This is a genomic window from Micromonospora sp. KC606 (assembly GCF_004348675.1).
Taxonomy (GTDB): Bacteria; Actinomycetota; Actinomycetes; order Mycobacteriales; family Micromonosporaceae; genus Micromonospora.
On record NZ_SMKN01000052.1, the window covers coordinates 1 to 22,859 of the forward strand.

Sequence of the window (22,859 nt, forward strand, 5' to 3'; positions counted from 1 at the left end):
CACCTCACCGCCGACACCCCCCAAGAGATGCACCCACCCCCCGGCTGCGCCGCATGAACCCCAGAAGCCGCGTTCTGCCCGTAGAGATGGATCAAGGAGAAGCCAAGATGGACAAGCGAGCTGCCAAGCGCGAGGCACACCGCATCGCCTCCCTGATGATCAATCAGTACCTGGAGCGCCCTGGGGACGACGATCCGGAGGCCTGGCCCCGCATTGAGGCCGCTCTCCGCGAGCTGGAGAAGTTCCACGAGCGCAGAGCGTCGGTCCAGCCGTGACCGCTCTCGCCGCCGTGCCGCAGCCGGGCGACCCGCACGCCCGGCCCGTCATGCCCCTACGAATGGATTAAGGAGAGCCGTGTTCATCGACAAGGTGATGCAGGCCGTCGAGGACTGCTGCGCGACTGACGCACCAGAGCCAACGTTCGATCCCACCGCGACACCCGGGGCGCATGAGTGGTTCGCGCGAGTCCTCCGCGATCAGGAAACGCCGCCTCGACCTCTGGCGTGGCCCGACCGCCCTGACGTGTACTGGTGCGCCGGCCTGGCGGGTGGCTGCGACGCGTACCACCGCGTCGACTTTCCGTTTCATGACGTCACCGCGGACGAAATGCCGCTGCGTGTCTGCGCTCCCACCGTGTCAGCGCGGACGAAGCCGTGACCACCCTCGTCCCGCTGCCCGCCGAGGGCGACCCGCACGCCCGGCTGCTGGCCGCCTACCTCGACGGCTGCCGCAGCCCCAACACCGCCGCCACCTACCGCCGCGACATCACCACCTGGGGAGCCTCGTGACCTCGCCGCACCACCTCGCCGCCACCGCCGCCGGATGGTCCCTCCACATGGCACGCACCCGCCTTCAGCTGCTCGCCGAAGAGGAAGCCGCCCAGATCACCGCCGAGCAGCTCGAAGCCCCCGAAGCCCTCCGCTCCCCGGCGTGGGGCCGCCGGCACGCCCTCGGCGGCCACGGCGACCCCACACCGTCCATGGTCGCCACCGCCGACCGGCCACCCCGCCTCAACCGGTGGGCCCTCCTGCTCGCCCGCGCCGACCGCCGCATCACCGGAGTCGCCGCCATGCTCCGCCTCGACGGCCCCGACCCGCTCCGGCTCATCCTCGACGCCACCCCACGCGCCCTGCCCGGAACCGCCGCCCTCGTCGCCCGCCACCTGGCCGACGAGGACACCTGGATTCGCAACGCCATCGGCACCGGCCCCGCCCGCGCGCCGCTGCCCGGGATCGCCTGCCCGCACTGCGGCGAGCGTCAGCTGTACGTCCAGACCGCCGGGCCGGTCGACGCCTGGACCGTCGTGTGTGCGACCGGCCGGCTGTGCATCGGCCAGGGCTGCCCATGCGGGATGCCTGGGGCGGTGGAGGGTGTAGCCCACGTCTGGCCCCGCTCCGTCGTGATCAGCGCGATCGCGGATGCCCGCACCGATTGCCGGCACCAGCCACGATGGGAAAGGTGACCGGTCCTTCCCCCGCCGCCGCCCGGCAGAAGTTTGCACGCGACGTCGCGGTCAACGTCCTGGCCAACCTCATCGCAGCGGCGGTCATCTACCTGCTCGCCGTCACCGGCCGCTATATCGCCGCGAATCCGATAGCGGTGGTGTCGGCTGTGATCCTTCTGCTGTGCGGTGGCTCCGGGCTTTGGATGGCCCACACGGGTCATGTCGACGGCGTAGCCACTAGGCGGAGCATCCGTGCCAAGCGGCGCCGGGCCCGAGAGCGGATCCGACAGTCCCGCCGTCTCGATCGAGCGTCAAAGTAGACACGCTCAGGTCGTATGGCTTGCGGAGCCGCGTACCCCGCCGCCCGAGGTCGCTCGCCGACCTATCCTCAGCCCATGCAGCCCGACCCCGAGATCGCCGAGCACTACCGTCAGCAGTTCGACCGCCGTTTGCCCGACCCCAGCGAGATTGCCAGGCACCTCATCGGAATTATCCGCGACGCAGCCGCCTCCCACGACGGGCAATGCCCCGGCTGCGAGACGTGCTACCACCTCCGGCATGGCGTGTCGCTCATCGCGGCGATACAGGCCGCATACCTGCCGACAGGTCAGCTTGTGGGAATGCAGTTGGAAGAGCCGCGCGACCCCTCGCAAGATCAATAATTCCCAGGAATTGCGCATCATAATCACGGTTATGCGCGGCAGGGGCGTGCGACCTAGGAAGGTACGATGAGGTCATGGACGAGCAGAAGATGAGCCAGGTACTGGGACTCGGCGCCCGACTCGCTCTGCTGGCCATCGATGGCGACCGCGAAGGCTTCTTCGCCCTGCTCGGTGAAGGAGACGAGGCCCGCCGCGGAGCCGGCTCACTCGTCTCGCTCCTGAGGGTGCTCATCGAGGACCAGGCAGCGCTACGCGCCGCCCTCGCCGAGTTGGCTATCAGCTTCGACCTGTCCGACATCGAGCGCCAACTCGGCGAGCCGTGATCTACGCGGCCGGCCGCCACTGGGGCACCGACCGCGAACTCGCCGCAGCCCTCGGCCCCGACGTCACCCCCGCCATGATCCGCCGCTGGCGCGACCGCGACGGCCTCACCACCATCGAGGGCCGCTCGCCACTGGACGAAGCCGCCACCATCGAGGCCGCGAAGCGACGCTCGACACGCGGACGACCTCGCCGACTTGACCCGGCGGCCGTTCCGGCCTGATCATTTGTTCACGCACCGCTACAGGCGGAGTGTGCCCGCGGCCCGGTAGAGCATCTGCTCCCGGGCTGTTGTGCGTCCAGCGTGACGGCGACGGGAGGGCGTGTACCCCTGCGCCGTCGTCGCGCTGGACGTGGCGTCCCGGGGGCGGGACGCGCGGGCTCGGGGCGCGGGCAGGCTGCTGTGGTGGCCGGCCTGCCCGCACACCCTCACTGCGAGACGACAGCGCTCAGCCACTTGCCTGGCGCGTAGATCGCGATGGTCTTCGTCGACGAGCCGCTCTTCTTGACCTGGAGGTGCCCGTCCGACACGTCGATGGTGGTGGCGCTCTCGTGCCTGACCTCGTTGGTCATCGTGTTGGCGGGGACTCTGACCGTGACGCCCTTGAAGGCATTCTCACTCATGCTGGCGACGTTAGCTGCCACCATCACGGAGAGGGTGTCGACGACACCCCGTCGTTGAAACCCTCCATAAACGACCCGGCCATCCCGGTCGCCATGCACCCCGCGCAACACAGCACGATCAGCAGGACCGGAGCCACGATCCACGCCACGATCACCCAGATCCCCACCGTCGCCGCCTTGTTGGACGGTGGCTGCACGTACACCACCGGCGGCTGCTGGGGCGGGTACTGCTGAGGCGGGTACTGCGGCTGAGGCTGGTACGGGTCCTGTGGATGCATCCGGACATCGTCCCCGCCACCCACCAGCCCGGGAAGACCCGAACGGTCCTCCCACCTGTCCAATCCCTGACCGGACAAGGCGCCGGGACGGAGTAGCCATGACCGATCGCCCCGCGCCCCGGCCCGTCACCCAGGTCGACTACGACCAGGTCCGCGAGCTGCACGCGCAGGACCTGTCCCGCAACGAGATCGCCCGCCGGATCAACCGCTCTGGCCGCACCGTCTCCCGCATCGCCGACGAGCTGGGTCTCGACTTCGAGCGCACCCGCACCCGCGCCGCCACCGAGGCGAAGGTCGTCGACGCCCGGGCCAAGCGCGCCGCCCTGGCCAACGACCTCCTCGACGACGCCGCCCGACTCCGCCAGCAGCTCTGGGAGCCCGCGCACTACGTTGACCACGGAGGCAAGGAGTACGACCGCGTCGACTGGACCATGAACGAGCCGACCTTCGCGGACAAGCTGAAGATCATGCAGGCCGTCGGGATCGCCGCCGACAAGTCGGTCCGCCTCGACGAGTACGACGCCGACCCCGGCATCGACGCTGCGAAGAGCATGCTCGGCGCCCTTGCCGCAGGCCTCGGCGCAGCGTACGACCAGCTCAACCGCACCGAGACCCCCGATGCCGGTTGACCTCGACGCAGTCGGCCGGACCCTATCCCCGGTCCACCTGCGATCCGTGGTGGAGTCCACCGCCCGGCTCAACATCTGGCAGGGCTCGGTCCGGTCCGGCAAGACCGTGTCCAGCCTGCTCCGGTTCCTCCTGGCCGTCGCCGCCGCGCCCAGCTCCGGCCGCGTGCTGCTGTTCGGCAAGACCCGCGAGTCCGTCAACCGCAACGTCTTCGCGGTGCTCACCGACCCGGCCATCTTCGGCCCCCTCGCCAGGCTGGTGAAGTACAACCCGGGAGCACCGACCGGCACGATCCTCGGCCGCGAGGTCGACGTCCTAGGCGCGAACGACGCCAAGGCCGAGCCGAAGGTCCGCGGCATGACCCTGTGCCTGGCGTACGGCGACGAGCTGACCACCGTCCCGGAGCCGTTCTTCACGCAGGTCCTCGCCCGCCTCTCCGTGGCCGGCGCGAAGCTGTTCGGAACCACCAACCCGGACGCCCCCAACCACTGGCTGCGGAAGAAGTACCTGCTCCGCCAGGGTGAGCTGAACCTCCGGACGTGGCACAGCACCCTCGACGATAACCCGCACCTCGACCCGCAATACGTGGCCGACCTGAAGGTCGAGTACGTCGGACTCTGGTACAAGCGGTTCATCGAGGGCCGATGGGTCCAGGCCGAGGGCGCCGTCTTCGACATGTTCGACGAGGACCGCCACGTCGTACCGGTCCTGCCGGCCATCCACAGGTGGGTCAGCCTGGGCATCGACTACGGCACCCGCAACGCCACCGCCGCCCTCATCCTCGGCGCCGGCCAGGACGGACGCCTGTACCTCACCCACGAGTGGCGGCACGACCCGGCGACCGCCCGACGGCAGCTCACCGACTCCAGCCTGTCGCGCGAGCTGCGTGCCTGGCTGGCCGGCCTCGAGGTCCCCGGCGCGGCCGGGCTCAAGGGCGTAGCCCCGGAGTGGACTGTGGTCGACCCGTCGGCCGCGTCGCTGCGGCTCCAGCTGCACGAGGACGGCATGACGCCGGCACTCGCCGACAACTCCGTGCTTGACGGGATTCGGCTCATGTCGTCGCTGCTCGGCAACGACCAGCTGCGGATCCACCGGTCGTGCCAGGGCCTGATCAACGAGATCCCGGGCTACTCCTGGGACGACAAGGCCGCAGAGCGGGGCGAGGACGCGCCGATCAAGGCCGATGACCACTCGATCGACGCCGCCCGGTACGCGATCAAGACCGCTGAGGTGCTGTGGCGTCCGCTGCTGCGGTCCGCCCATGCACTCGCAGCCTGACGAACGGAGATCCCTGTGCAGCCCACCATCGGCCGCATCGTCCACTACACCCTCACCGAGCAGGACGCCGAGCAGATCAACCGGCGGCGCCAGGACTTCGCCAACCGGCCGACCGGGCCCGGCAACGAGGGCTTCCAGGCCCACGTCGGCAACCGCGCCGAGGCCGGGCAGACATTCCCGGCCGAGGTGGTTCGCACGTTCGGCGGCAGCGCCGTCAACCTCCAGGTGAACCTGGACGGCACCGACACCTACTGGGCCACCTCCCGCAGCGAGGGCGAGCCCGGCCAGCACGGCCACTGGATCTGGCCCCCGCGCGTCTGATGTCCGTTACACACATCGCCGCCCCGCAGATCACCATCAGCGACCGGTACATGCGGCAGCGGTGCGGATGGTGCGGCGACATCCTCGTCGAGTACGACCTCGCCCGCATCGCCGTACCTGCGGGCCAGGACCCGACGCCTGCGACGTGGCCGACCGGCGCCCTGGTGACCGTGGACGGCTACGCCTCCTGGGCTAGCGAGGGCGAGCAGCTGCCCGATGACGCGTGTGCGGTCAACCCGCTGACCCTGGCCAGTCTGGCCTGACGAACGGAGGGCCCGGTGCCGATCCCGACCGGCGGCGCCTGGCCGCCACCCGCCTACGGCCTCGCCTACGCCGCCTACCGCGACTGGGACGCCTGGTACACCGGCGACCCCGACCGGCTCCGCACCGTCTACCTCAACCGCACTGTCGCCGGTCAGAGCCTCCCTCCGTCCCAGCGTGTCCGGGCCGGACAGTACGCAGGCGGCATAGTCGGCTACCTGTCCCGCTGGCTGTGGGGCAACCCTCCCACCCCGGGACAACGGGACGGCCGTCTCCACGTGCCGCTGCCCGCCGACCTGGCCGCCACTGCGGCGAACCTGCTGTTCGCCGAACCACCGACCCTGACCTCCGAGAACGTGACGGTCCAGGCCAGGCTGGAGCTGCTCCAGGAGGACGGCCTCAACACCACCCTGCTCCACGCCGCCGAAGCCGACAGCGCCTTCGGTGACGTCTACCTCCGGCCCGTGATCGACCGCGACGTCTACCCCGATCGCGCCTTTCTCGGCACCGTGCACGCCGACGGAGCACTGCCGGTGATTCGGTGGGGGCGGCTGGTCGAGGTGACCTTCTGGTCGGAGCTGGAGAACGACGGCCAGCGGGTGATTCGGCTGTTGGAGCACCACGACGTGGTCACCGGCGCTGACGGCAGCCGGGCCGGCCGCATCGAGTACAGGGTGTACGAGGGCACACCCACCCAGCTCGGTCGGGCCATCAGCCTCGCCGACCACGCCGGCAGCACCCACCTCGCCGACCTGGTCGACGAGACCGGCGCCCAGGCGACCGGTCTCGACCGCCTCGACGTCGTCCGGATCGCCAACTGCGGCCCGCAGCGCCGCTGGCGTACCGAACCGGGCCTGAAGTACCTGGGCCGCAGCGACTTCGACGGCAACGAGCAGATCTTCGACCGGATCGATGAGACATGGACGTCCTGGATGCGAGACATCCGGCTCGCCCGCGCCCGCATCATGATCCCCGACTACATGCTCCAGTCGAACGGGCCGGGGCAGGGCGCGACGTGGGACGCGGATCGGGAGGTGTACGCCGCGATCAACGCGCTCCCAGTCACCGGCAACGCCACCGGCCAGGGCATTACCCTCAGCCAGTTCGCGATCCGGCACGCCGAGCACAAGGCCACCGCCGACGCGCTCACCGAAGTAGCGATGCGGCACGCCGGCCTGTCCGCCCAGACCCTCGGCGAGGAAGGCGACGTGGCGGTCACTGCCACGGAGGTCCAGGCCAGGGAGCGGCAGTCCTTCACAACCCGGGGCAACCGGATCCAGGGCTCCTGGCGGGCCGGCGTCGCCGACGCCGTCGAGCTGCTCCTCGCCGTTGAACGCGCCCAGCTCAACGGCAAGGCAGAGCCTCAGCGGCCGAACGTCGAGTTCGGCGACAGCGTTTCCGAGGCACCGGAGACGGTGGCCCGCACGGTGCAGCTCCTCGACGCCGCCAACGCCATCTCCATCGAGACCAAGGTGCGGATGGTGCATCCCGACTGGGACGACGAGCAAGTCCGGGACGAGGTGAACCGCATCCGGGAGGACGAGCCGACCCCAGTGGACGTCGGCAGTTCCCTCGGCGCACTGGCCGGCAACCAGCCCAACGGCGGCAATGAGGGCGAGGGTCAGCCCGGCGAGGAGTGATCCCCGATGCCCGTGCCACCCGAGCAGATCGAGGACATCGCCCGCGACGCCGCCGACCTGTACCGGGAGGCCGAGACGTCGATCCTGGCCACGGTCACCCGCTACCTGGCGGACGGACTCGACGCCCCCGACTGGGCGGTCCGCCGGCTCGGTGCCATGTCCGCGTTGCGGCGCGCGGTCGAGCGCACCCTGGCCCTGGTCGGCGCGGCCGGCGCGGACCGGATCCGGCAGGCGGTCGCCGACGCCTACCGGTCCGGCCGGGCCGCCGCGACCGTCGAGGTGCCCCGGCGGTACTGGCCACGGGATCTGGACCTGGCTGCCGCCGCAGCGGCCCGGGCGCAGGTACCACGCGCCGCGGTCATCGAGAACCTGGCCGCGGCGCTCGTCAACGACATCGGCCAGAAGCACTCCAACGTGCTGAGACACGTCGAGGACGTCTACCGCACGGTGATCCAACGGGCGACCGCCGTCAGCGTCGCCGCCGGCCAGACGCGCCGGCAGGCCGCGCAGCACGCCTACCAGCGGTTCGTCGACCAGGGCGTCACGTCGTTCACCGACGTCCGGGGCCGCCGGTGGCGCCTGAGCAGCTACGTCGAGATGGGCGCGCGTACCGTCACCCAACGCGCCGCGGTGCAGGGCCAGACGGACCGGCTCCAGGACCTCGGCGTCGACCTGGTCCTCGTGTCCAACAGCCCACGCGAATGCCCGTTGTGCCGGCCGTGGGAGGGCAAGGTCCTCACCATCGCCGGGGGGCGTCGTGGCCGCGTCCAGGTGCCCTCGGCCGTGTCGAACGGCACGGTGACGGTGGACATCGCCGGGTCGCTCACGGAGGCCCGGGCCGCTGGCCTCCAGCATCCCAACTGCACGCACTCGGTCCGCGCGTACCTGCCTGGTGCGACCCGGACCCCGACCGGCAACCTGGCGAACCCTGACGGCTACGAGGCCAAGGAGCGGCAGCGGGCGATCGAGCGGCAGATCCGGAAGTGGAAGGAACGCGAGCAGGCGGCTCTCGAGCCCGCGGCTGAGGGGGCCGCCCGGGCGAAGGTTCGGGCCTGGCAGAAGGCCATGCGTGAGCATCTGGCCGCCCACCCGGAGCTGAAGCGCCTGCCTTACCGGGAGCAGATCGGCGCGGGGAACCTGCCACCTGGGCCCAGGCCGGCAGCTTCGCCGCCGCCGGCACCCGCCCCCTCGCCGACGCCGCCTCCGCCGCTGCCTCGCCGGACCAGGGCAACCCAGCCGCCGGCCCGCGTCGACGACCTGCTCGGCCTCCTGGCCGTCGACCTGCGCCAGTCAGCGAACCGGGCCATGGTCCGCGACGTGATGGCCGACGTGATCGGCGGCGACTACGCCGGCCTCACCGTCGAAGTCCAAGGCGTCGAGCTGTATGACGAGTACGGCGTGGACGGCGACTTGCCCGGCATCCTGGTTCGCGGCGACATCTACCCAGACGACGACCTGAACGCCGAGCCTGTCGGCACAGTGATGCGCGGCTTCTACCGCGACGAGGCCGGCGAGCTGGTTGCCGTGCACGCCTACCTGCAACTCGACCCGAGCACCCGCGGCAAGGGCTTCGCCACGGAGTTCAACGGCCGCCTCGAAACCTGGTACCGGTCGCAGGGGATCAGCCGCATCGAGGTCCACGCCAACATCGACGTCGGCGGCTACACGTGGGCCAGCCACGGCTACGACTTCGCCGACGAGGAATCCGCCGAATCGGTCCTCGACCGGCTTCGCTTCATCATCGACATGGTCGAAGACGAGGTGACAGACCTGCGGGAAGAAGCCGAGCAGGCCGACGACGACGAGGCCGCCCGGCTGGGTGCGCGGGCCGACGCGCTAGACGCCCAGCTTGTGGAGGCCGCGGCTATCCTCGACAGAGCGGACACGGCGCCGTTCGGCTCGGATGCGTACCCGAGCGCGTACGAGATCAGCCAGTGCGGCCGGTCTGCCGCCACCGGGAACGAGTGGATCGGCAAGAGAGCAATGCTGGGTAGCGACTGGCAGGGGGTGAAGTGGCTGTGACGTCGTCGCAGATGCCACGTCCCCGCCGCCGGCCCGTGCGCCCCTCCGAGGCTCGGGTCCGGCGGCTCCAGGAGCTCGGCGAGTTGCACCGCGAATGGGTGGCGGAGACCGCCGACGCGGCCGGATTCCGGCCGGAGGAACACCCCACCCCGGGCAGCGACTACAACCTGCACCACGTGGACCTCGACGCCCCGGGTCCCGCGCAGGACGAGTTCCACCGTCGCGCCCGACAGGTCATGGTTCTCCGGTAGGGGCCACCCTCTTTCGTCCGTCGCCCGTACTGCGGGCGCGGTAGCAGCTGCCTGCGGCAAGGCCCGGCAGCACCAATCCACCGACACCCTCAAGGAGGGCTTGTCATGCAGCACACCCGACGCCGTACCCTCAGCGCCCTCGCCGGCCAGGTCATCGGCTACCGGAAGGACGGACGGCCGATCCGGCTGGCCGCCGGCGGTAGCGGAGATGCAGACGGCGATGGTGCTGGCTCCGACGGCGGAGACAGCGCCGGTGGCACAGACGCTGGAGGTGACGGCCAAGGCGGCAAGGGCGGCCAGGGCGACGGCACCAGCAGCAAGGACGGCCCGACCATCGACGGCGAATTCGACGCCGAGCGAGCACGGCGTGCCATCGCCGCCGCCCGCGAAGCCGAGAAGAAGGCCAAGGGCGACGCCAAGGCGGAACGGGAGCGCGTCGCTGCGATCCTCAAGGCCGCCGGTCTCACCCCGGACGGGCAGGCCGACCCGGCCGAGCAGCTCAAGGCGGTCGCCGCCGAGCGGGACGCCGCCGCTGCGCAGGCCCGCGACACGGCCGTCGAGCTGGCGGTCTACAAGCGCGCCGGCAAGGCCGGCGGCGACCCGGATGCCCTCCTCGACAGCACCCGATTCCGGGCCGCCGTCAAGGACCTCGACCCGACCGCGGTCGACTTCGACGACAAGGTCACCGACGCGATCAAGGCCGCGATCAAGGCCAACCCGAAGCTCGCCGCCGCCGTCACGGGAGGCCAAGGGCCGGCCCGCCAGGGGACGGACCACACCGGCGGCAACAACGGCGGACGCCAGCGGCCCGCCGGCCTCGGCGCGGCCATCGCCGCCCGCATGGCCGGCCAGTAAGCACCATCCACACCAACCAGGACAGGAGTAGCCGACCGTGGCTATCACCCTCGCCCAGGCCCAGGTGAACACGCAGGACGACGTCGCCTTCGCGGTGATCGACAACCTGCGCCGGTACTCCTGGCTCCTGGACCGCATCGTCTTCGACGATGTCGTCAACCCGACCGGTGGCGGAACCCTCACCTACGGGTACACCCGCCTGACCACCCCGCGTACGGCCGCGTTCCGGCAGCTCAACACCGAGTACACGCCGTCGAAGGCTATCCGCAACCGCTACACCGTCGACCTGAAGCCGCACGGTGGGGCGTTCGAGATCGACCGGGTCCTCGCGAACCTGGGCCAGCCGGCCACCAACGAGGTCACCTTCCAGATGCAGCAGCTGCTCACCGCCACTCAGCAGAAGTGGCAGGAGGAGCTCATCAACGGTGACACCGCGGTCGACTCGGCGGGCTTCGACGGCCTCGACAAGAGCCTCACGGGGACGGCCACCGAGTACGACCCGCTGGACAACGGGGTCACCGACGGCTACCTCGACTGGACCGCCGGCACGATCATCTCCCAGCCCCTCGCGATGGCCGCGCTGGACCGGCTCGACGAGATGCTCGCCCAGATCATCCCGTCGAAGACCGGCGGCGGGGACCTCGGCACCCCGGGCGCGCTGCCGCCCGGCGAGAAGGCCATCCTCGGCAACACCAAGAGCATCACCCGGATCCGGGCGCTCGCCCGCTGGGCTGGCCTCTACACCGCTGACAAGGACGACCTCGGCCGTCGGGTCGAGCGGTACGGCGACTGGGTCCTCGTCGACCTAGGCGACGGGCAGCTCGGCTCCAGCCCGATCATCCCGATCTACTCGGCCGACGCCGACGAGGGCGGCGGAGGCTCCACGATCACGGGCCTGACCGACCTGTACGCGGTCACGTTCGGCATGGACGCCCTCCACGCCGCGTCCGTGGCGGGGAAGCCGCTGGTTGAGACGTGGATGCCGGACTTCACCCGAGCGGGCGCGGTCAAGACCGGCGAGATCGAGATGGGGCCGACCGCGATGGTGCTGAAGAGCACCAAGAGCTGCGGTGTGCTCCGGAAGGTCAAGGTGCAGTGATGGCGAAGTTCCTGGTCACCGCCCCGGAGGCGGTCACGACGAAGGTTGCCGGTATCACCCTGGTCGACGGCAAGGCGACGGTCGACGACAGCAGCCAGGAGAACCGGCGGACGCTGGCGTACTTCCGGCGCAAGGGCTACCAGGTCGAGCCCGTCGAAGAGGCGCAGGCCGAGCCAGCCGTCACCGCGGAGCCGGAGCCGGTCGATCCGCCGGCCCGGTCCGCGTCCAAGGCCGACTGGGTGACCTGGGCCGTCGAGCACGGCGGCATGACCGCCGAGGAGGCGGACAAGGCCACCCGCGACCAGCTGGCCGAGAAGTACCTCGGCCCGAAGGAGGACTGAGCGATGACGCAGCTCGGCGGCTACACCCGCAACGTCCGCGACGCGCTCGCGCACCTCAACGCGGCGGACCCGGCCAGCCCGGACACCTTCTACCGCAGCAACCTGCCCCGCATCGGGCTGATCGACTCGGCCGGCGACTCCGGCCACCCGGCCCTCGCCACCGGCGTGATGACCTCCGTCCCCGTGTACCTCCGGGCCGGCGACGTCATCACCAGCATCAGCGCCCGCTCAGGCGCGACTGCGGCGGGGACGCCCACCAACTACTGGTTCGCGCTCTACAGCAGCGCAGCCACGCCGGCGCTGCTGGCGCAGACCGCCGACCAGACCAGCACGGCGTGGGCGGCCAACACGGTCAAGACCGTCGCCCTGGCGACCCCGGTCACCATCACGGAGACGGGCATCTACTGGGTGGGGATCACGGTGGTCGCCACCGCGGTGCCCTCGCTGATCGGCTCGATCGCGATGACCCCGGTGGTGACGGGTGAGCGGAACCTGTCCCAGTCGTCCGGCTCCAGCCTGACGGCGACGGCTCCGGCGACGATCGCGACCGTCACCGCGAAGCCGTTCGTCCCGCGCGTCGTCCTGACCTGACGCCAGCACCTACGAGAGGGGGCAGCAGCGTGGCGTACGCGACCGAAGCAGAGCTGACCGCGTACCCGGTGACTGTGCCGGCCGGCGCGTCCGCCGCGCTGCTGCTCACCCGCGCGTCCAGGGACGTCGACCGGGCGCTGCTGTGCGCCACCTACGACGCCGCCGACGCCGACGTGATCGCCGCCCTGCGCGACGCCACGATCGAGCAGGTCGCCGGGATGATCGCCGCCGGGGACCTGACCGGCACCGGTGCGACGCAGCCGACCAGCGGCTTCACCATCGGCAAGGTGTCCGTCCAGCGCGGTGGCGGGTCGGGTGGTTCGTCGCAGCAGGCGGAGAAGATCAACGGCCTGTGGCCGCAGGCCTGGCTGGTCCTCCAGACTGCTGGGCTAACCGGTCAGGGCCCGCAGGAGACCTGGTATGGACTGGTCTGACTTCATCGCCGAGTGCATCCCCGCCCCGGCCACGGTCAGCGTGGAGGCGTACCAGGGCAGCGGCGCGTACGGTCCCGTCTACGCGGCCTCGGTCGACGTGACGCCGTGCGTGGTCGAGCAGACCCGCCGCCTGGTGCGCGTGCAGACGCAGGACGCGGCCGGCGCCGAACAGGTGTCGTCAACGACTGTGTACGCGCCGCCCGGCACGACGTGTCCGCCCGGCTCCCGGGTGACCTGGGCCGGCCGCACGTCCCTGGTGCTGGCCCGCTCGGACCTGGCCGCGCACGGCCTACCGCTGCCGGAGCACGTCGAACTGAACCTGGAGTGAGCCGTGGCCCTCGTCGAGTGGAACGGCGACACCATCGAAGCCCTACTCGACGCCGCGTCGTTCGAGGGTACGCAGCTCGCAGGCGAGTACCTGCTCGGTGAGTCCACCCAGATCGTGCCGCACGAGGAAGGCGACCTGGAGCGGTCCGGTCAGGTCACCTCGGACGAGTCGACAGGCATCGTCGCCGTCTCCTACGACCGACCGTATGCCGTCCGACAGCACGAGGACCTCACGCTGCGGCACGACGAGGGCCGCGAAGCGAAGTACCTGGAGAAGCCCATGAACGACGTCCAGGTCCAGGGCACCATGCTCGCGATCATCGCCAAGGCCGCCGGCGAACCCCTCCGGGGGGTGTGATGGCGACCGGTGACGGCTGGACATCCCGACTCCTCACCGGCTGCGCCCAGCACCTTGCCGCGGCCAGCATCGGCACCTGGCGCACCTCCGGCATCTACACGCCGGAGGAGACCGGCATCGTGATCCGGGCGGTGCCGCAGACCCCGAACCGGGTCATCACCCTCGCCGCGTACCCGCTCGGCACCGCCTTGCAGGGCATGGCCGACCACCAGACCGCCATCCAGATCCGCGTCCGGGGCGTCCCCGACGACCCGAGGGACTGCGACGACCTGGCCGACGCCATCTACGACGCGCTCGACAGCGCCGCAGGCCTGCGCTGGGGCGGCATCCCCGTCGTCCAGATCTGGCGGCAGTCGTACACATCGCTGGGTCAGGACGGCAACCGCCGCTGGGAACGCAGCGAGAACTACTACCTCGACACCATGCGGCCAACCGCGAACAACACCGACTGAAGGCGAGGCGTCATGGCCACGACCCCCACCACCCGCGTGACCTCCCTCGCGAGGTCCCACCGACTCGACGTCGACACCGCCGTCTACCCGGCGGTCAACTACGAGCAGCTCATGGGCATCGAAGACCTCAAGCTGATCGAGGAGGTCAGGGTCGAAGAGGACGAGGTCTACAACGACAACGGGGCGATGCGGGAGACGAACACGGGCTACAGCTGGCGGCTGGAGGGCAAGCTTGCCTACTCGACCAACCTGGCCGGCAGCGCGGTCGACACGATCCACGCGTTCCTGCGCACCCGCTTCAAGGCGCACCGGACGGGCAGGGTGGAGAACGCCGAGTTCGGCATCCGGATCTACAACCGGAACGGCCTCGACGACCTCCACAACTGCGAGGGCCGCGTCTACGTCAAGAGCTGGACGATGCCCGGCGGCAAGGGCCGCGACGCCATCGACATCGTGCTCCAGGGCCAGGGCCAGCTGGCGGACATCGTCAACCCGGTCGCGTCGCTGGTGCCGACCGTCACCGGCCTGGACCCGGCGACCGGGGCCGCTGCGGGCGGCAACCACGTCAACGTCTACGGCAGCCACTTCAAGCCCAACGGGGTGCCGTCGGTGACCGACGTTGATTTCGGCGCCGTCGCTGCCGACGACTTCACCGTCATCTCCGACTCGCACCTCGTGGCGACCGCCCCGGCCGGGTCCGCCGGCATCGTCCAGGTCACCGTCACCACCGCGGACGGCACCTCGGCCAACACCGCCGCGGACGACTACACCTACACCGCCTGATGGGTCGGTTCGGCGACCTCGACGACTACTTCGACCCGGGGCTCACGCTGACGGTCAAGGGCAAGGAGTACACGCTGCCCCTGCCGTCCGCGGAGCTGGGGCTGTGGTGCCGTCGTATCGCGCTGATGGCGGGTGAGGCCGGAGCGGCCAGCACGGACGAGGAGCTGGCCGACGCGTCCTCCAGGGCCCACACGGCGGCGGCCGAGCTGCCGCCGCTGCCCGGCGCCGAGAAGCTGTCCTTCGAGCAGCTCCTCCTCGGCCCTGTCTACGCCGAGATGATGTCCGACGGCGTGCCCGACCCGTACATCCAGTTCTGCGCGCAGACCGCCTACATCTGGATCATCGCGGGTGAGGAGCAGGCAGCCCGGTACTGGCATGCCGGTGGCCGCCCGGAAGCGAGGGGCCCGGGCAACCGGGCCGACCGCAGACGGATGCGTACGGGCGGGGGCGCCGGGACCCCTGCACAGGCCTCTACGAGTGGTACGAGATCCCCGACGACGTCCGGCGGGAACGGTCGGGCGAGACGGTCACGTGGGCGCAGATCCTGACCCACTGGCTGCTGGTCGAGGCTGACCTGCACGAACGGTACGGGGTGGACGTCGACGATCGGGCGCTGCTGCGTGCTCGGTCGTGGCGGTGGCTGGAGACCCGGATCGTCGGGCTCCTCGCGGCGGATACCCGCCTGAACCGGGCTCTCAGCCCGTCTGCTGACTCCACGCCGGGCTGACCCCCGGCCGACCGCGTCCGGGGGTGAGTTCGGTGGCGTTGATCCTTGGCGAGTTGGCCGCCATCCTCCGCACCGACAACACCCGCCTCAAGCGGGGCCTGGCCGAGGGTGAGCGAGACGTCCGGGCCAGCGGCCGGCAGATGGAGCGCGACACCAGCGCCACCGGCCGAGCGATGTCGACCGCCCTCGGTCAGGCCGGGCGGAAGGCCGGACAGGCGCTGGGTGAGGGCATCACCCGTGGCGCCGATGGCCGCCTCAGGGACGCCCACGGCCGGTTTGTTCAGGCCGGCCACGAGTTGGGCGGCGCTGCCGCTGCCGGGGCCCGGGGCGGCCTCGACTCGCTACGGCAGGCACTGGGCAACCTAGGCTCCGGGGTGACCAACGTGGTCACCAACGTGTGGAACCTGATTCCCGTCCTCGCCGCGCTCGGCGGCGCAGCGGCACTCGCGGTGCCATCGGTGTACCTGCTCGGCGGGGCCCTCGGCAGCCTGCCAGCCCTGGCCGCCGGCGGCGGCGCAGCAATCGCCACACTCGCCCTCGGCTTCATGGGCCTGTCCGACGCGTTCAAGTCGACCGCCGGATCGGGCGGGGCGGCGGTCGACAAGACGTGGCAGCTCCACCAGGCGCAGCGCGCCCTTGCCAACGCGCAGCGGGAAGTCGTAGCCGCGCAGGAGGCCGTCAACCGGGCCCGCGAGGACGAGGTCGAGCGGCTGTCCGACCTCAACCGGGAGCTGCGCGAGGCCCGCCTCAACGAGATGGAGGCCGCCGAGCGGGAGAAGGAGGCCCAGCGGGAGCTGGCCGACGCGCAGAACGCCGTCAACCTCGCGCAGGAGAAGCTGGACCGGGCGAAGGCGTCCGGGAATGTGCGCGCAATCCAGGAAGCCACCGAGGAGCTGCTGAGGGCCCAGCGGGAGCAGCCGGCGGTAATCCGTCGCGCCGAGCTGGCCTACGAGCGGGCGAAGCTGGCGACCGAGAGCGCGAAGGACTCGACCGAGGACCTGACCCGGGAACAGGAACGCGCCAAGCGGGTCGGGGTCGATGGGTCCGACCAGGTGAGCGCCGCGCTGGAGCGGCAGCGGCGCGCCCTGGAGGCGGTGGAGGACGCCCAGCACGCCCTGAATGAGGCGCGGAAGCCTGCCGCTGGTGGTGGCGGTGCCGGGGCCGAGATGATGAAGCTGGCGCCGGCGGCCCGCGAGGTCGTCGCCGTGATCAAGTCACTCAAGCCGGCTTTCGACGCGCTGCGGCTTGACGTGCAGCAGCGGCTGTTTCGGGGCGTCGGTGCTGAGATCCGCCTCCTGGCCGCGGCGTGGCTACCGACGCTGCACCAGCGGCTCGGTGGGATGGCCGACACCTTCAACGGCATCTTCCGCCTGTTCTCTCGCAGCGCCCGCCGGCCGGAGTTCATCGCCAACATCTCTGCTGGGATGGAGTCGGTGCAGCGGCTGGTCGACCGCGTCGGCAGGTCGCTCGCCGGCCCGTTCATGGACGCGTTCGGTCGGTTGTCCCGAGCTGCCGCCCCATTCCTCGACCGGCTCGGTGACGAGGTCGGCAGCCTGATCGACGACTTCTCCGAGTGGATCAGTGTCTCGGACAAGACGGGCGGCCTGGAACGGTTCTTCGATACGGCCGGCAAGTTCCTACGCGACGCCTTCGATATGGGCCGCGACGTCGGTTCGATCTTCGGCTCCATCATGAAGATCTTGTTCGGTCAGCCCGAGATCTCGACTACACCCTGGATTGGGCTCAGGGATTCGCTCGACAATATCGCGGAGTGGTTCAAGAACCCGGAAAACCAGGAGCGGGTTCGCGAGTGGATCGACCGGATCAAGGACTTCGGGGTCTGGCTGTTCACCGAAGGTATTCCGGCCGTCTCGCGGTGGGTCGAAAGAGTCGACGGGTGGATCACCAAGGCAGAGGAATGGGGCGGCCGGATCATCCGTTTTAAGGATTCCGTCGTCGGCGGCTTCAATGCCGTCGTCGCGTTCATGCGCGATATGCGTGGGCGGATATCGAACGTAACCGACGGATTGTGGAACGGTCTGTGGGTTTCGTTCCGGTCCACGGTCAACCGGATCATTGGCCGCTGGAACGGGCTTTCGTTCACGGTCGGCGGTGGATCGGTGCTGGGCGTTTCGGTGCCGTCAATGACCCTGCACACGCCGAACATCCCCTACCTGGCGCAGGGCGGCATCGTCCGCTCTACCCCCGGCGGCCGGCTGGCCGTCGTCGGTGAAGGCGGCCAGGACGAGGCGGTCATCCCGCTATCGAAGCTCGACAGCCTCGTCGGCCCCCGGGAGGTGCGCATCAGCGGCGAGCTGGTCGCGCGCGGCTCCGACCTGGTCGTGGTGCTCCGCGAGCGGATCGCTCTCGGCGGCGGCAGCGCCCAGAAAGTCATCGGCACCAGCATGTGAGGGAGGGCCCGGGTGTCGTACGCCACCGGTGACAGCCTCGCCGTCCGGGTAAGAATCGCGTTCGGTGCGTCCATTGCCGCGGACCCGGCGACCTGGACGTGGACCGACGTCACCGCTTGGTGGCATGTTCCGGACGATGTGACGATCGGGTGGGGCCGGTCCTCGGGCGCGGAGCATGCCGAGTTCAGCACGATGTCTCTCACCCTCAAGAACGATGGGCGCTTCACCGCCTACAACCCCCTGTCGCCGTACTGGCCGAACGTCCGCAAGTGGACGCCCATCGAGTTCGACATTGACCTCGGCGACGGGGCTGGCTGGCGTAATCGCTTCAGCGGCTTCATCCGCCGCTGGCCGCTCACCTGGCCCGGACGGTCCGGGCTCATGGCCCTGGCCCGCATCGACGCGGTCGGGATCCTCGGCCGCATCGGCCGGGGCCAGCCACCGGCCCGGTCACCCATGCAGCGCACCATCAGCGCCAGCAGCCCAGTGGCGTACTGGCCCGGCGAGGACGGGGTGCTATCCAGCCAGGCCGGCGCAGCCACCTCCGGCGTCGCCCCGCTGACCGTCGGCGGCGTCGTCGAGTTCCAGCCGGTTGACGACTACGTCGGCTTGAATGGGCTGACGACCCGGTACGGGACGACCGCCCTGGCGAACCTGGCCGGCGGCGGGTCGCTGTCGGCACAGCTCCCCGCTGCCGCGGTCGCTGCGACCGCCGGCGGCCCGTGGACCATGCATGTGGCGATGCAGGTCAACACCTTCGAGGCACTGCCCGCCGACGTGGTGGTGCTGGAATGGACCACCTCCGGCGGCACCTACACCCGCTGGCAAATCGTGGTCACCACCACCAACCGAACACAGGTGGTGGCCTACACGGCTGCGGGCGCCGCGACAACGCTGATCGATCATGGATCCGCGACGCCCACCTTCGACACCTACGCGGTCAGCGCCAGCGTGTCCGGCGGCACCGTCACGGTGAAGCTGTATCGGGATGCCGTCACCCCGTCGACGACCTTCGCGGGCAGCCTGGGTGGCATCACGTCGGTCGCTGTTAACCCGACCCGCACGACGATGACCGTCGACATGCCTGCCGGGCACCTGGCGGTGTGGGCGGCGGACTCGCCGCCAGTTGCCCGCTCCGGGTTCATCGACAGCTACGGCGGCTTCGTGAGGGAGTCCCGCCGATCGTGGCAGTTCGAAGCTGCCACCGATCGACTCGTCCGGTTGTGTGCCGAGGATGGCGTTCCGCTCGCGATGCCGGCCGTGCCTGCTATCGCGGTGCAGCGCATGGGCTGGCAGACCCCCGACAGGTCCCAGGCGCTGCACGAAGAGTGTGAGGCCGTCGACGGAGGCCTGCTCTACGAGTCCGGTTTCGGGCTCGGTTACCTGCCCCGTTCGGCCCGGTACAACCCGCCGGTCGTGCTCACCATCGACGCCGACGCCGGGCAGCTCGGCTCGCCGTTCGAACCGGTCGACGACGACCAGAGGCTGCGGAATCAGTGGACAGTGGAGCGGGCCGAAGGTAGCAGCGCGACCGTGGCTGATCCCGTGTCCATCGTTCTCCAGGGCCGCATCGAGGCCAGCGTGACGCTCAACCTGTCATCCGATGCACCGCTCGGCGACCACGCTGGCTGGCGGCTGCACCTGTCGACGGTCGACGAGCCGCGCTATCCGGCGGTCAGCATCAACCTGGCCGCGGCGCCGGAGCTGGCCACCGCCTGGTGCTCCTGCCGTCCCGGGTCCCGCATCCAGGTGGTCAACCCGCCGGAGCAAAACGTGCCCGGCACGGTCGACCAGATCGTGGTGGGGGCGACGGAGGTGTACCGCGGCCGGCGGTCGTGGCGCGCCACGATGAACGTTGAGCCGGCCGCGCCGTGGCTGGTCGCCACCGCAAGCGGCCCGCAGCGCGCCGCCGCGGCCGGATCGACGCTCGCCGCCGACATCACGGCCGGCGCGCTGTCGCTGTCGCTCACCACCACGGCGGACGGCCTGTGGACCACGAAGGCAAGTGCTTTCCCCCTCGACCTGCTCGTCGGCGGCGAGCGGGTCACCGTGTCGGCCATCACCGGCACGTCAAGTCCGCAGCCCGCCACCGTTACCGCCCGGGCGGTCAACGGCGTATCGCGATCCTGGCCGGCTGGCACACCGGTACAGGTGTGGTCGCCGGCCGTCGTTCCACTGTGATGCGAAAGGGTGCCCGATGACGACTGCTGCCGGCGACCTGCTCACCCCGTCAAGGCTCAACCCGGCGGCCTTCCAGCTCCAGCTGGGATCGCTCTACAACCTGACCAGCACGCCAACGGACCTCACCCTGACCAACGTGACGCCTGGCTACGCCAGCGGCGCGACCAGCTACACCGTTCCCGAGGGCGGGATGGTGGGCGTGGCCGTGTGGTCGGGTGACTTCCAATTGACCACCGCCGGCACGATCACCGCCTGCGTGTTGGAGCTGACCATCGGCGGATTAGCCGTCAGCACGGCACCGCAGGTGATCTGGGATCCCGAGAACATCGCCGCTGGGGCAAGGGTGACCTTGGCCAACTCTTGGCCGCTATCTCTCGCCGCCGGGTCGCACTCCTTCGGCCTGCGCGCGTCCATGACCTCGACGTCCGGCGCGGTCCGGCTCAACCAGCGACACACTGCGTTGTCGATCTTGCTGCACCCGTAGCCCTCTGGGAGGACTCATCATGCCGATCTCCGAGCAGACCACCCCCGTAGTCGACCGACTGACCGTCTCCTGCTACCAACAGGGCACGGACGCGGTGGCGTCGTTCGACGTGCCGGTGCCGATCCCGGTTGGCTTTTCCATCAGCGAGCAGGAGATCAGGGACTTCTATCAGCGTTTCGTCAGTGCGCTGGAGAACAGTCCTGACTTCCACACCGTCCAGGCGACGCTGGTGACGCGGCAGCAGGCGACTGTGACTCCGGACCAGGCATGAGACTGCTCTGGCTGCCCGAGGTGCTCCGCGCCGCCGGCCTCACCGTTCACGAAGTCTCCGGGTGGCGCACCCGCGGCAAGGACACTTTCGGGCCGGTCGTCGGCCTCACCTGCCACGAAACCCGGGGAAGCCGCACCTCCACCGACGCCGGAGAGATCCGGGTGCTGCTCAACGGGTCCACGTCGGCGCCGCCGCCGATCGCGCAGCTCTACCTATCCCGGTCCGGCGCATGGCACGTCGTGGCATCCGGCACCTGCTACCACAACCTCGTCGGCTGGGCCGGCCCAAACGTCGGGTACGGCAACGATGCGCTGATCGGGGTGGAGGCGCAGCACGCCGCCGGCGAACCGTGGACCGACACCCAGTACCGCTCGTACGTGCGCGGTGTCGCCGCGATCACCCGGCGCGCCGGATTCAGTGTGTCCCGGGTGGCCGGGCACTTCGAGCACCAGCCCGGAGCGAAGACCGACCCGGGATTCGACATGGCCAAGTTCCGGCGTGACATTGCCGCCGTGCTGGCCGGGAAGGACGACGACATGTCGGAGAAGACCCAAACGCAGATCAACGAACTGCACGCCATCGTCACCGCCTGGCGGTCGGGGATGCCGAAAACCCCGGACGGCCGAGGCGTCGAGCCGGTCGGCTGGCGGATCCGCGACGAGCAGTGGCAGGCCAAGGTCGTCGCGCTGCTCACCATGCTGTCCGGGCAGATCGGCGGCCTCGACACCGCTCAGGTCCTCGCCCGCATCGAGGAGCTCGCGGCGGCAGAGTCGGCGCGGGACGCGGAGCTGATCGATCTGGTGCGCCGTGGACAGAGCGGGGAACTGGCCGCCGAGCAGGTCGTAGACGAGCTGGCCAAGCGCCTCGCGGCCTGACTCGCGCCGAACGGGGGTAATACACCCGTGGACCATGTCCTACAGCTCGGTGCCCTGGCCGGGGCGCTGACCGCCATCGTGACTGCCGTCTACCTCGGGGGGCGCTGGATGCTCCGCACGCTGCGCAGGATCGACGACTGGCTCGACGACTGGTACGGGGAGCCTGCGCGTCCGGGTCAGCCTGCGCGGCCGGGGGTGCCGGAGCGGCTCACGCAGATCGAGGCTCGGCAGGCGGCGATCGAGGCGCAGCTGCGACCCAACGGTGGCGGATCGTTGCGCGACGCGGTCGACCGGGTGGAGCAGACGGTCCGCGGCGAGTAGACCTCAGCCTGCTGGCCGGCGCAGGGCGCGGTGCTCGTGCTGGTGCTGCGTCACCTGCCCGCACTCGTCCCGCCGGCAGCGCCACTGCCGACCCATCTCCCAGCAGCCCTCCACCGGGCACGCACCCCACCCTGGGGTTGTGTCGTTGTGCCCGGCTGGGCACGGCTGCGGGTCTCCGCCAGCAGCCCGTCTGGCGTCCGCTCGTACAGCTGCACCATCCGACCGTACCCAGGAGGCATCCATGTCGCAGATTCCCTCGCCAGCGGTGACGGAGCCGCTGATCACCGTCGGCACCGTCACCGCTGGCGTCACCGCGCTCATCGCTCTGCTGGTCGCGTTCGGTCTGCCGGTCAGCGACGACCAGCAGACCGCGATCCTTGGTGTCGTTGCCGTGGTGGCGCCGCTGGTCGTCTCGACGTGGGGGCGTGGCCGTGTCTACTCGCCCGCGACCGTGGCCCGGCTGCTGGATCAGCGCCGGTAGGATCATCGGCGCGGTGCCGCCGGTTCCGGGCCGGCCGGGACCGACCAGCCTCACGACAGCGCCCCCGCTGGCTTCGGCCGGCGGGGGCGTTTCGTCGTCTCTGGGGATTGCCACTCTGCGTAATGTCCAACGCCTAATG

Annotated in this window: 35 protein-coding genes; 33 read left to right on the plus strand and 2 right to left on the minus strand. The window is 70.4% G+C overall.

Annotated features, from left to right (window positions below; all coding sequences use genetic code 11):
• Positions 1 to 107: 107 nt before the first annotated feature.
• The 8 genes from E1193_RS31860 (at position 108) to E1193_RS13375 (ending at position 2,650) form a co-directional block, all read left to right on the plus strand.
• On the plus strand, positions 108 to 275 hold the full coding sequence (locus E1193_RS31860; RefSeq protein ID WP_165945725.1) for a hypothetical protein: 168 nt from the start codon (positions 108 to 110) through the stop codon (positions 273 to 275).
• 79 nt (positions 276 to 354) lie between these two features.
• Complete coding sequence (locus E1193_RS13350) at positions 355 to 657, plus strand: hypothetical protein (RefSeq protein WP_132183508.1); 303 nt, start codon at positions 355 to 357, stop codon at positions 655 to 657.
• A complete protein-coding gene (locus E1193_RS33760; RefSeq protein ID WP_279433332.1) occupies positions 654 to 788 on the plus strand; it encodes a hypothetical protein in 135 nt (44 codons plus the stop codon). Before E1193_RS13350 ends, E1193_RS33760 begins: the two co-directional genes overlap by 4 nt.
• A complete protein-coding gene (locus E1193_RS13355; protein ID WP_132183509.1) occupies positions 785 to 1,462 on the plus strand; it encodes a hypothetical protein in 678 nt (225 codons plus the stop codon). The genes E1193_RS33760 and E1193_RS13355 overlap by 4 nt, the downstream gene beginning before the upstream one ends.
• Positions 1,459 to 1,764: a hypothetical protein gene (locus E1193_RS13360; protein WP_132183510.1), complete on the plus strand. Its 306-nt coding sequence runs from the start codon at positions 1,459 to 1,461 to the stop codon at positions 1,762 to 1,764. The genes E1193_RS13355 and E1193_RS13360 overlap by 4 nt, the downstream gene beginning before the upstream one ends.
• Before the next feature lie 75 nt (positions 1,765 to 1,839).
• Positions 1,840 to 2,106, plus strand: a complete 267-nt coding sequence (locus E1193_RS13365; RefSeq protein ID WP_132183511.1) for a hypothetical protein — start codon at positions 1,840 to 1,842, stop codon at positions 2,104 to 2,106.
• Between the two features lie 74 nt (positions 2,107 to 2,180).
• Positions 2,181 to 2,429, plus strand: a complete 249-nt coding sequence (locus E1193_RS13370) for a hypothetical protein (RefSeq protein WP_132183512.1) — start codon at positions 2,181 to 2,183, stop codon at positions 2,427 to 2,429.
• The gene (locus tag E1193_RS13375) at positions 2,426 to 2,650 is read left to right on the plus strand and encodes a hypothetical protein (protein ID WP_132183513.1); all 225 of its coding nucleotides are present in this window, start codon (positions 2,426 to 2,428) and stop codon (positions 2,648 to 2,650) included. Before E1193_RS13370 ends, E1193_RS13375 begins: the two co-directional genes overlap by 4 nt.
• Before the next feature lie 206 nt (positions 2,651 to 2,856).
• Here the strand turns inward: E1193_RS13375 and E1193_RS13380 are convergent, their stop codons facing one another.
• Both E1193_RS13380 and E1193_RS13385 read right to left on the minus strand, forming a co-directional pair.
• Positions 2,857 to 3,051, minus strand: a complete 195-nt coding sequence (locus tag E1193_RS13380; RefSeq protein ID WP_132183514.1) for a hypothetical protein — start codon at positions 3,049 to 3,051, stop codon at positions 2,857 to 2,859.
• A 23-nt stretch (positions 3,052 to 3,074) separates the two neighbouring features.
• Positions 3,075 to 3,329 carry a hypothetical protein gene (locus E1193_RS13385; RefSeq protein WP_132183515.1) on the minus strand — a complete coding sequence of 85 codons (255 nt, stop codon included), beginning with the start codon at positions 3,327 to 3,329 and terminating at the stop codon, positions 3,075 to 3,077.
• 98 nt (positions 3,330 to 3,427) lie between these two features.
• Here E1193_RS13385 and E1193_RS13390 point away from each other — a divergent pair, with 98 nt between their 5' ends.
• The 25 genes from E1193_RS13390 (at position 3,428) to E1193_RS13510 (ending at position 22,720) form a co-directional block, all read left to right on the plus strand.
• Positions 3,428 to 3,958: a helix-turn-helix domain-containing protein gene (locus E1193_RS13390; protein ID WP_132183516.1), complete on the plus strand. Its 531-nt coding sequence runs from the start codon at positions 3,428 to 3,430 to the stop codon at positions 3,956 to 3,958.
• Positions 3,948 to 5,234: a phage terminase large subunit gene (locus E1193_RS13395; RefSeq protein WP_132183517.1), complete on the plus strand. Its 1,287-nt coding sequence runs from the start codon at positions 3,948 to 3,950 to the stop codon at positions 5,232 to 5,234. The genes E1193_RS13390 and E1193_RS13395 overlap by 11 nt, the downstream gene beginning before the upstream one ends.
• Positions 5,235 to 5,249: 15 nt before the next feature.
• Positions 5,250 to 5,555 (plus strand): hypothetical protein, encoded by a 306-nt coding sequence (locus E1193_RS13400; protein ID WP_132183518.1) that lies wholly within the window; start codon positions 5,250 to 5,252, stop codon positions 5,553 to 5,555.
• Positions 5,555 to 5,818 (plus strand): hypothetical protein, encoded by a 264-nt coding sequence (locus tag E1193_RS13405; protein WP_132183519.1) that lies wholly within the window; start codon positions 5,555 to 5,557, stop codon positions 5,816 to 5,818. The genes E1193_RS13400 and E1193_RS13405 overlap by 1 nt, the downstream gene beginning before the upstream one ends.
• Before the next feature lie 15 nt (positions 5,819 to 5,833).
• Positions 5,834 to 7,456 carry a phage capsid protein gene (locus E1193_RS13410; RefSeq protein ID WP_132183520.1) on the plus strand — a complete coding sequence of 541 codons (1,623 nt, stop codon included), beginning with the start codon at positions 5,834 to 5,836 and terminating at the stop codon, positions 7,454 to 7,456.
• Positions 7,457 to 7,462: 6 nt separating this feature from the next.
• On the plus strand, positions 7,463 to 9,478 hold the full coding sequence (locus E1193_RS13415) for a phage minor capsid protein (protein WP_132183521.1): 2,016 nt from the start codon (positions 7,463 to 7,465) through the stop codon (positions 9,476 to 9,478).
• Entirely contained in the window at positions 9,475 to 9,729 is a 255-nt protein-coding gene (locus E1193_RS13420) for a hypothetical protein (protein ID WP_243707581.1), read from the plus strand. Before E1193_RS13415 ends, E1193_RS13420 begins: the two co-directional genes overlap by 4 nt.
• A 105-nt stretch (positions 9,730 to 9,834) precedes the next feature.
• A complete protein-coding gene (locus tag E1193_RS13425; RefSeq protein WP_132183522.1) occupies positions 9,835 to 10,584 on the plus strand; it encodes a hypothetical protein in 750 nt (249 codons plus the stop codon).
• Positions 10,585 to 10,621: 37 nt separating this feature from the next.
• Positions 10,622 to 11,683 carry a major capsid protein gene (locus E1193_RS13430; RefSeq protein ID WP_132183523.1) on the plus strand — a complete coding sequence of 354 codons (1,062 nt, stop codon included), beginning with the start codon at positions 10,622 to 10,624 and terminating at the stop codon, positions 11,681 to 11,683.
• Positions 11,683 to 12,024, plus strand: coding sequence for a hypothetical protein (locus E1193_RS13435; protein WP_132183524.1), 342 nt, complete (start codon positions 11,683 to 11,685; stop codon positions 12,022 to 12,024). The genes E1193_RS13430 and E1193_RS13435 overlap by 1 nt, the downstream gene beginning before the upstream one ends.
• A gap of 3 nt (positions 12,025 to 12,027) precedes the next feature.
• Positions 12,028 to 12,615 (plus strand): hypothetical protein, encoded by a 588-nt coding sequence (locus E1193_RS13440; protein WP_132183525.1) that lies wholly within the window; start codon positions 12,028 to 12,030, stop codon positions 12,613 to 12,615.
• 29 nt (positions 12,616 to 12,644) lie between these two features.
• Complete coding sequence (locus tag E1193_RS13445; RefSeq protein ID WP_132183526.1) at positions 12,645 to 13,049, plus strand: hypothetical protein; 405 nt, start codon at positions 12,645 to 12,647, stop codon at positions 13,047 to 13,049.
• Positions 13,036 to 13,377: a hypothetical protein gene (locus E1193_RS13450; protein ID WP_132183527.1), complete on the plus strand. Its 342-nt coding sequence runs from the start codon at positions 13,036 to 13,038 to the stop codon at positions 13,375 to 13,377. The genes E1193_RS13445 and E1193_RS13450 overlap by 14 nt, the downstream gene beginning before the upstream one ends.
• 3 nt (positions 13,378 to 13,380) lie before the next feature.
• Complete coding sequence (locus E1193_RS13455; RefSeq protein ID WP_132183528.1) at positions 13,381 to 13,734, plus strand: minor capsid protein; 354 nt, start codon at positions 13,381 to 13,383, stop codon at positions 13,732 to 13,734.
• Positions 13,734 to 14,186 carry a minor capsid protein gene (locus E1193_RS13460; RefSeq protein WP_132183529.1) on the plus strand — a complete coding sequence of 151 codons (453 nt, stop codon included), beginning with the start codon at positions 13,734 to 13,736 and terminating at the stop codon, positions 14,184 to 14,186. Before E1193_RS13455 ends, E1193_RS13460 begins: the two co-directional genes overlap by 1 nt.
• A gap of 12 nt (positions 14,187 to 14,198) precedes the next feature.
• Complete coding sequence (locus E1193_RS13465) at positions 14,199 to 14,969, plus strand: IPT/TIG domain-containing protein (protein WP_132183530.1); 771 nt, start codon at positions 14,199 to 14,201, stop codon at positions 14,967 to 14,969.
• A complete protein-coding gene (locus E1193_RS13470; RefSeq protein WP_132183531.1) occupies positions 14,969 to 15,517 on the plus strand; it encodes a hypothetical protein in 549 nt (182 codons plus the stop codon). Before E1193_RS13465 ends, E1193_RS13470 begins: the two co-directional genes overlap by 1 nt.
• Positions 15,457 to 15,696 carry a hypothetical protein gene (locus tag E1193_RS33120; RefSeq protein WP_132183546.1) on the plus strand — a complete coding sequence of 80 codons (240 nt, stop codon included), beginning with the start codon at positions 15,457 to 15,459 and terminating at the stop codon, positions 15,694 to 15,696. Before E1193_RS13470 ends, E1193_RS33120 begins: the two co-directional genes overlap by 61 nt.
• 458 nt (positions 15,697 to 16,154) lie before the next feature.
• Positions 16,155 to 18,107 (plus strand): hypothetical protein, encoded by a 1,953-nt coding sequence (locus E1193_RS13480; protein ID WP_132183532.1) that lies wholly within the window; start codon positions 16,155 to 16,157, stop codon positions 18,105 to 18,107.
• 12 nt (positions 18,108 to 18,119) lie between these two features.
• Entirely contained in the window at positions 18,120 to 20,288 is a 2,169-nt protein-coding gene (locus E1193_RS13485; protein WP_132183533.1) for a hypothetical protein, read from the plus strand.
• A 16-nt stretch (positions 20,289 to 20,304) separates the two neighbouring features.
• On the plus strand, positions 20,305 to 20,772 hold the full coding sequence (locus E1193_RS13490; protein ID WP_132183534.1) for a hypothetical protein: 468 nt from the start codon (positions 20,305 to 20,307) through the stop codon (positions 20,770 to 20,772).
• Positions 20,773 to 20,791: 19 nt separating this feature from the next.
• Positions 20,792 to 21,043, plus strand: a complete 252-nt coding sequence (locus E1193_RS13495; protein ID WP_132183535.1) for a hypothetical protein — start codon at positions 20,792 to 20,794, stop codon at positions 21,041 to 21,043.
• Positions 21,040 to 21,918, plus strand: a complete 879-nt coding sequence (locus E1193_RS13500; RefSeq protein WP_132183536.1) for an N-acetylmuramoyl-L-alanine amidase — start codon at positions 21,040 to 21,042, stop codon at positions 21,916 to 21,918. Before E1193_RS13495 ends, E1193_RS13500 begins: the two co-directional genes overlap by 4 nt.
• 27 nt (positions 21,919 to 21,945) lie before the next feature.
• On the plus strand, positions 21,946 to 22,239 hold the full coding sequence (locus E1193_RS13505) for a hypothetical protein (RefSeq protein WP_132183537.1): 294 nt from the start codon (positions 21,946 to 21,948) through the stop codon (positions 22,237 to 22,239).
• Between the two features lie 241 nt (positions 22,240 to 22,480).
• Positions 22,481 to 22,720, plus strand: coding sequence for a hypothetical protein (locus E1193_RS13510; RefSeq protein ID WP_132183538.1), 240 nt, complete (start codon positions 22,481 to 22,483; stop codon positions 22,718 to 22,720).
• Positions 22,721 to 22,859: the final 139 nt, after the last annotated feature.

What these genes read in the sequence shown, in the direction of transcription:
- E1193_RS13470 (WP_132183531.1), top strand. Translation starts at nt 14,969, where the DNA reads ATGGGTCGGTTCGGCGACCTCGACGACTACTTCGACCCGGGGCTCACG.
- E1193_RS13365 (WP_132183511.1), top strand. Translation starts at nt 1,840, where the DNA reads ATGCAGCCCGACCCCGAGATCGCCGAGCACTACCGTCAGCAGTTCGAC.
- E1193_RS13510 (WP_132183538.1), top strand. Translation starts at nt 22,481, where the DNA reads ATGTCGCAGATTCCCTCGCCAGCGGTGACGGAGCCGCTGATCACCGTC.
- E1193_RS13435 (WP_132183524.1), top strand. Translation starts at nt 11,683, where the DNA reads ATGGCGAAGTTCCTGGTCACCGCCCCGGAGGCGGTCACGACGAAGGTT.
- E1193_RS13465 (WP_132183530.1), top strand. Translation starts at nt 14,199, where the DNA reads ATGGCCACGACCCCCACCACCCGCGTGACCTCCCTCGCGAGGTCCCAC.
- E1193_RS13390 (WP_132183516.1), top strand. Translation starts at nt 3,428, where the DNA reads ATGACCGATCGCCCCGCGCCCCGGCCCGTCACCCAGGTCGACTACGAC.
- E1193_RS13440 (WP_132183525.1), top strand. Translation starts at nt 12,028, where the DNA reads ATGACGCAGCTCGGCGGCTACACCCGCAACGTCCGCGACGCGCTCGCG.
- E1193_RS13425 (WP_132183522.1), top strand. Translation starts at nt 9,835, where the DNA reads ATGCAGCACACCCGACGCCGTACCCTCAGCGCCCTCGCCGGCCAGGTC.
- E1193_RS13450 (WP_132183527.1), top strand. Translation starts at nt 13,036, where the DNA reads ATGGACTGGTCTGACTTCATCGCCGAGTGCATCCCCGCCCCGGCCACG.
- E1193_RS13460 (WP_132183529.1), top strand. Translation starts at nt 13,734, where the DNA reads ATGGCGACCGGTGACGGCTGGACATCCCGACTCCTCACCGGCTGCGCC.
- E1193_RS13385 (WP_132183515.1), bottom strand. Translation starts at nt 3,329, where the DNA reads ATGCATCCACAGGACCCGTACCAGCCTCAGCCGCAGTACCCGCCTCAG.
- E1193_RS13500 (WP_132183536.1), top strand. Translation starts at nt 21,040, where the DNA reads ATGAGACTGCTCTGGCTGCCCGAGGTGCTCCGCGCCGCCGGCCTCACC.
- E1193_RS13415 (WP_132183521.1), top strand. Translation starts at nt 7,463, where the DNA reads ATGCCCGTGCCACCCGAGCAGATCGAGGACATCGCCCGCGACGCCGCC.
- E1193_RS31860 (WP_165945725.1), top strand. Translation starts at nt 108, where the DNA reads ATGGACAAGCGAGCTGCCAAGCGCGAGGCACACCGCATCGCCTCCCTG.
- E1193_RS13495 (WP_132183535.1), top strand. Translation starts at nt 20,792, where the DNA reads ATGCCGATCTCCGAGCAGACCACCCCCGTAGTCGACCGACTGACCGTC.
- E1193_RS13380 (WP_132183514.1), bottom strand. Translation starts at nt 3,051, where the DNA reads ATGAGTGAGAATGCCTTCAAGGGCGTCACGGTCAGAGTCCCCGCCAAC.
- E1193_RS13405 (WP_132183519.1), top strand. Translation starts at nt 5,555, where the DNA reads ATGTCCGTTACACACATCGCCGCCCCGCAGATCACCATCAGCGACCGG.
- E1193_RS13490 (WP_132183534.1), top strand. Translation starts at nt 20,305, where the DNA reads ATGACGACTGCTGCCGGCGACCTGCTCACCCCGTCAAGGCTCAACCCG.
- E1193_RS13370 (WP_132183512.1), top strand. Translation starts at nt 2,181, where the DNA reads ATGGACGAGCAGAAGATGAGCCAGGTACTGGGACTCGGCGCCCGACTC.
- E1193_RS13395 (WP_132183517.1), top strand. Translation starts at nt 3,948, where the DNA reads ATGCCGGTTGACCTCGACGCAGTCGGCCGGACCCTATCCCCGGTCCAC.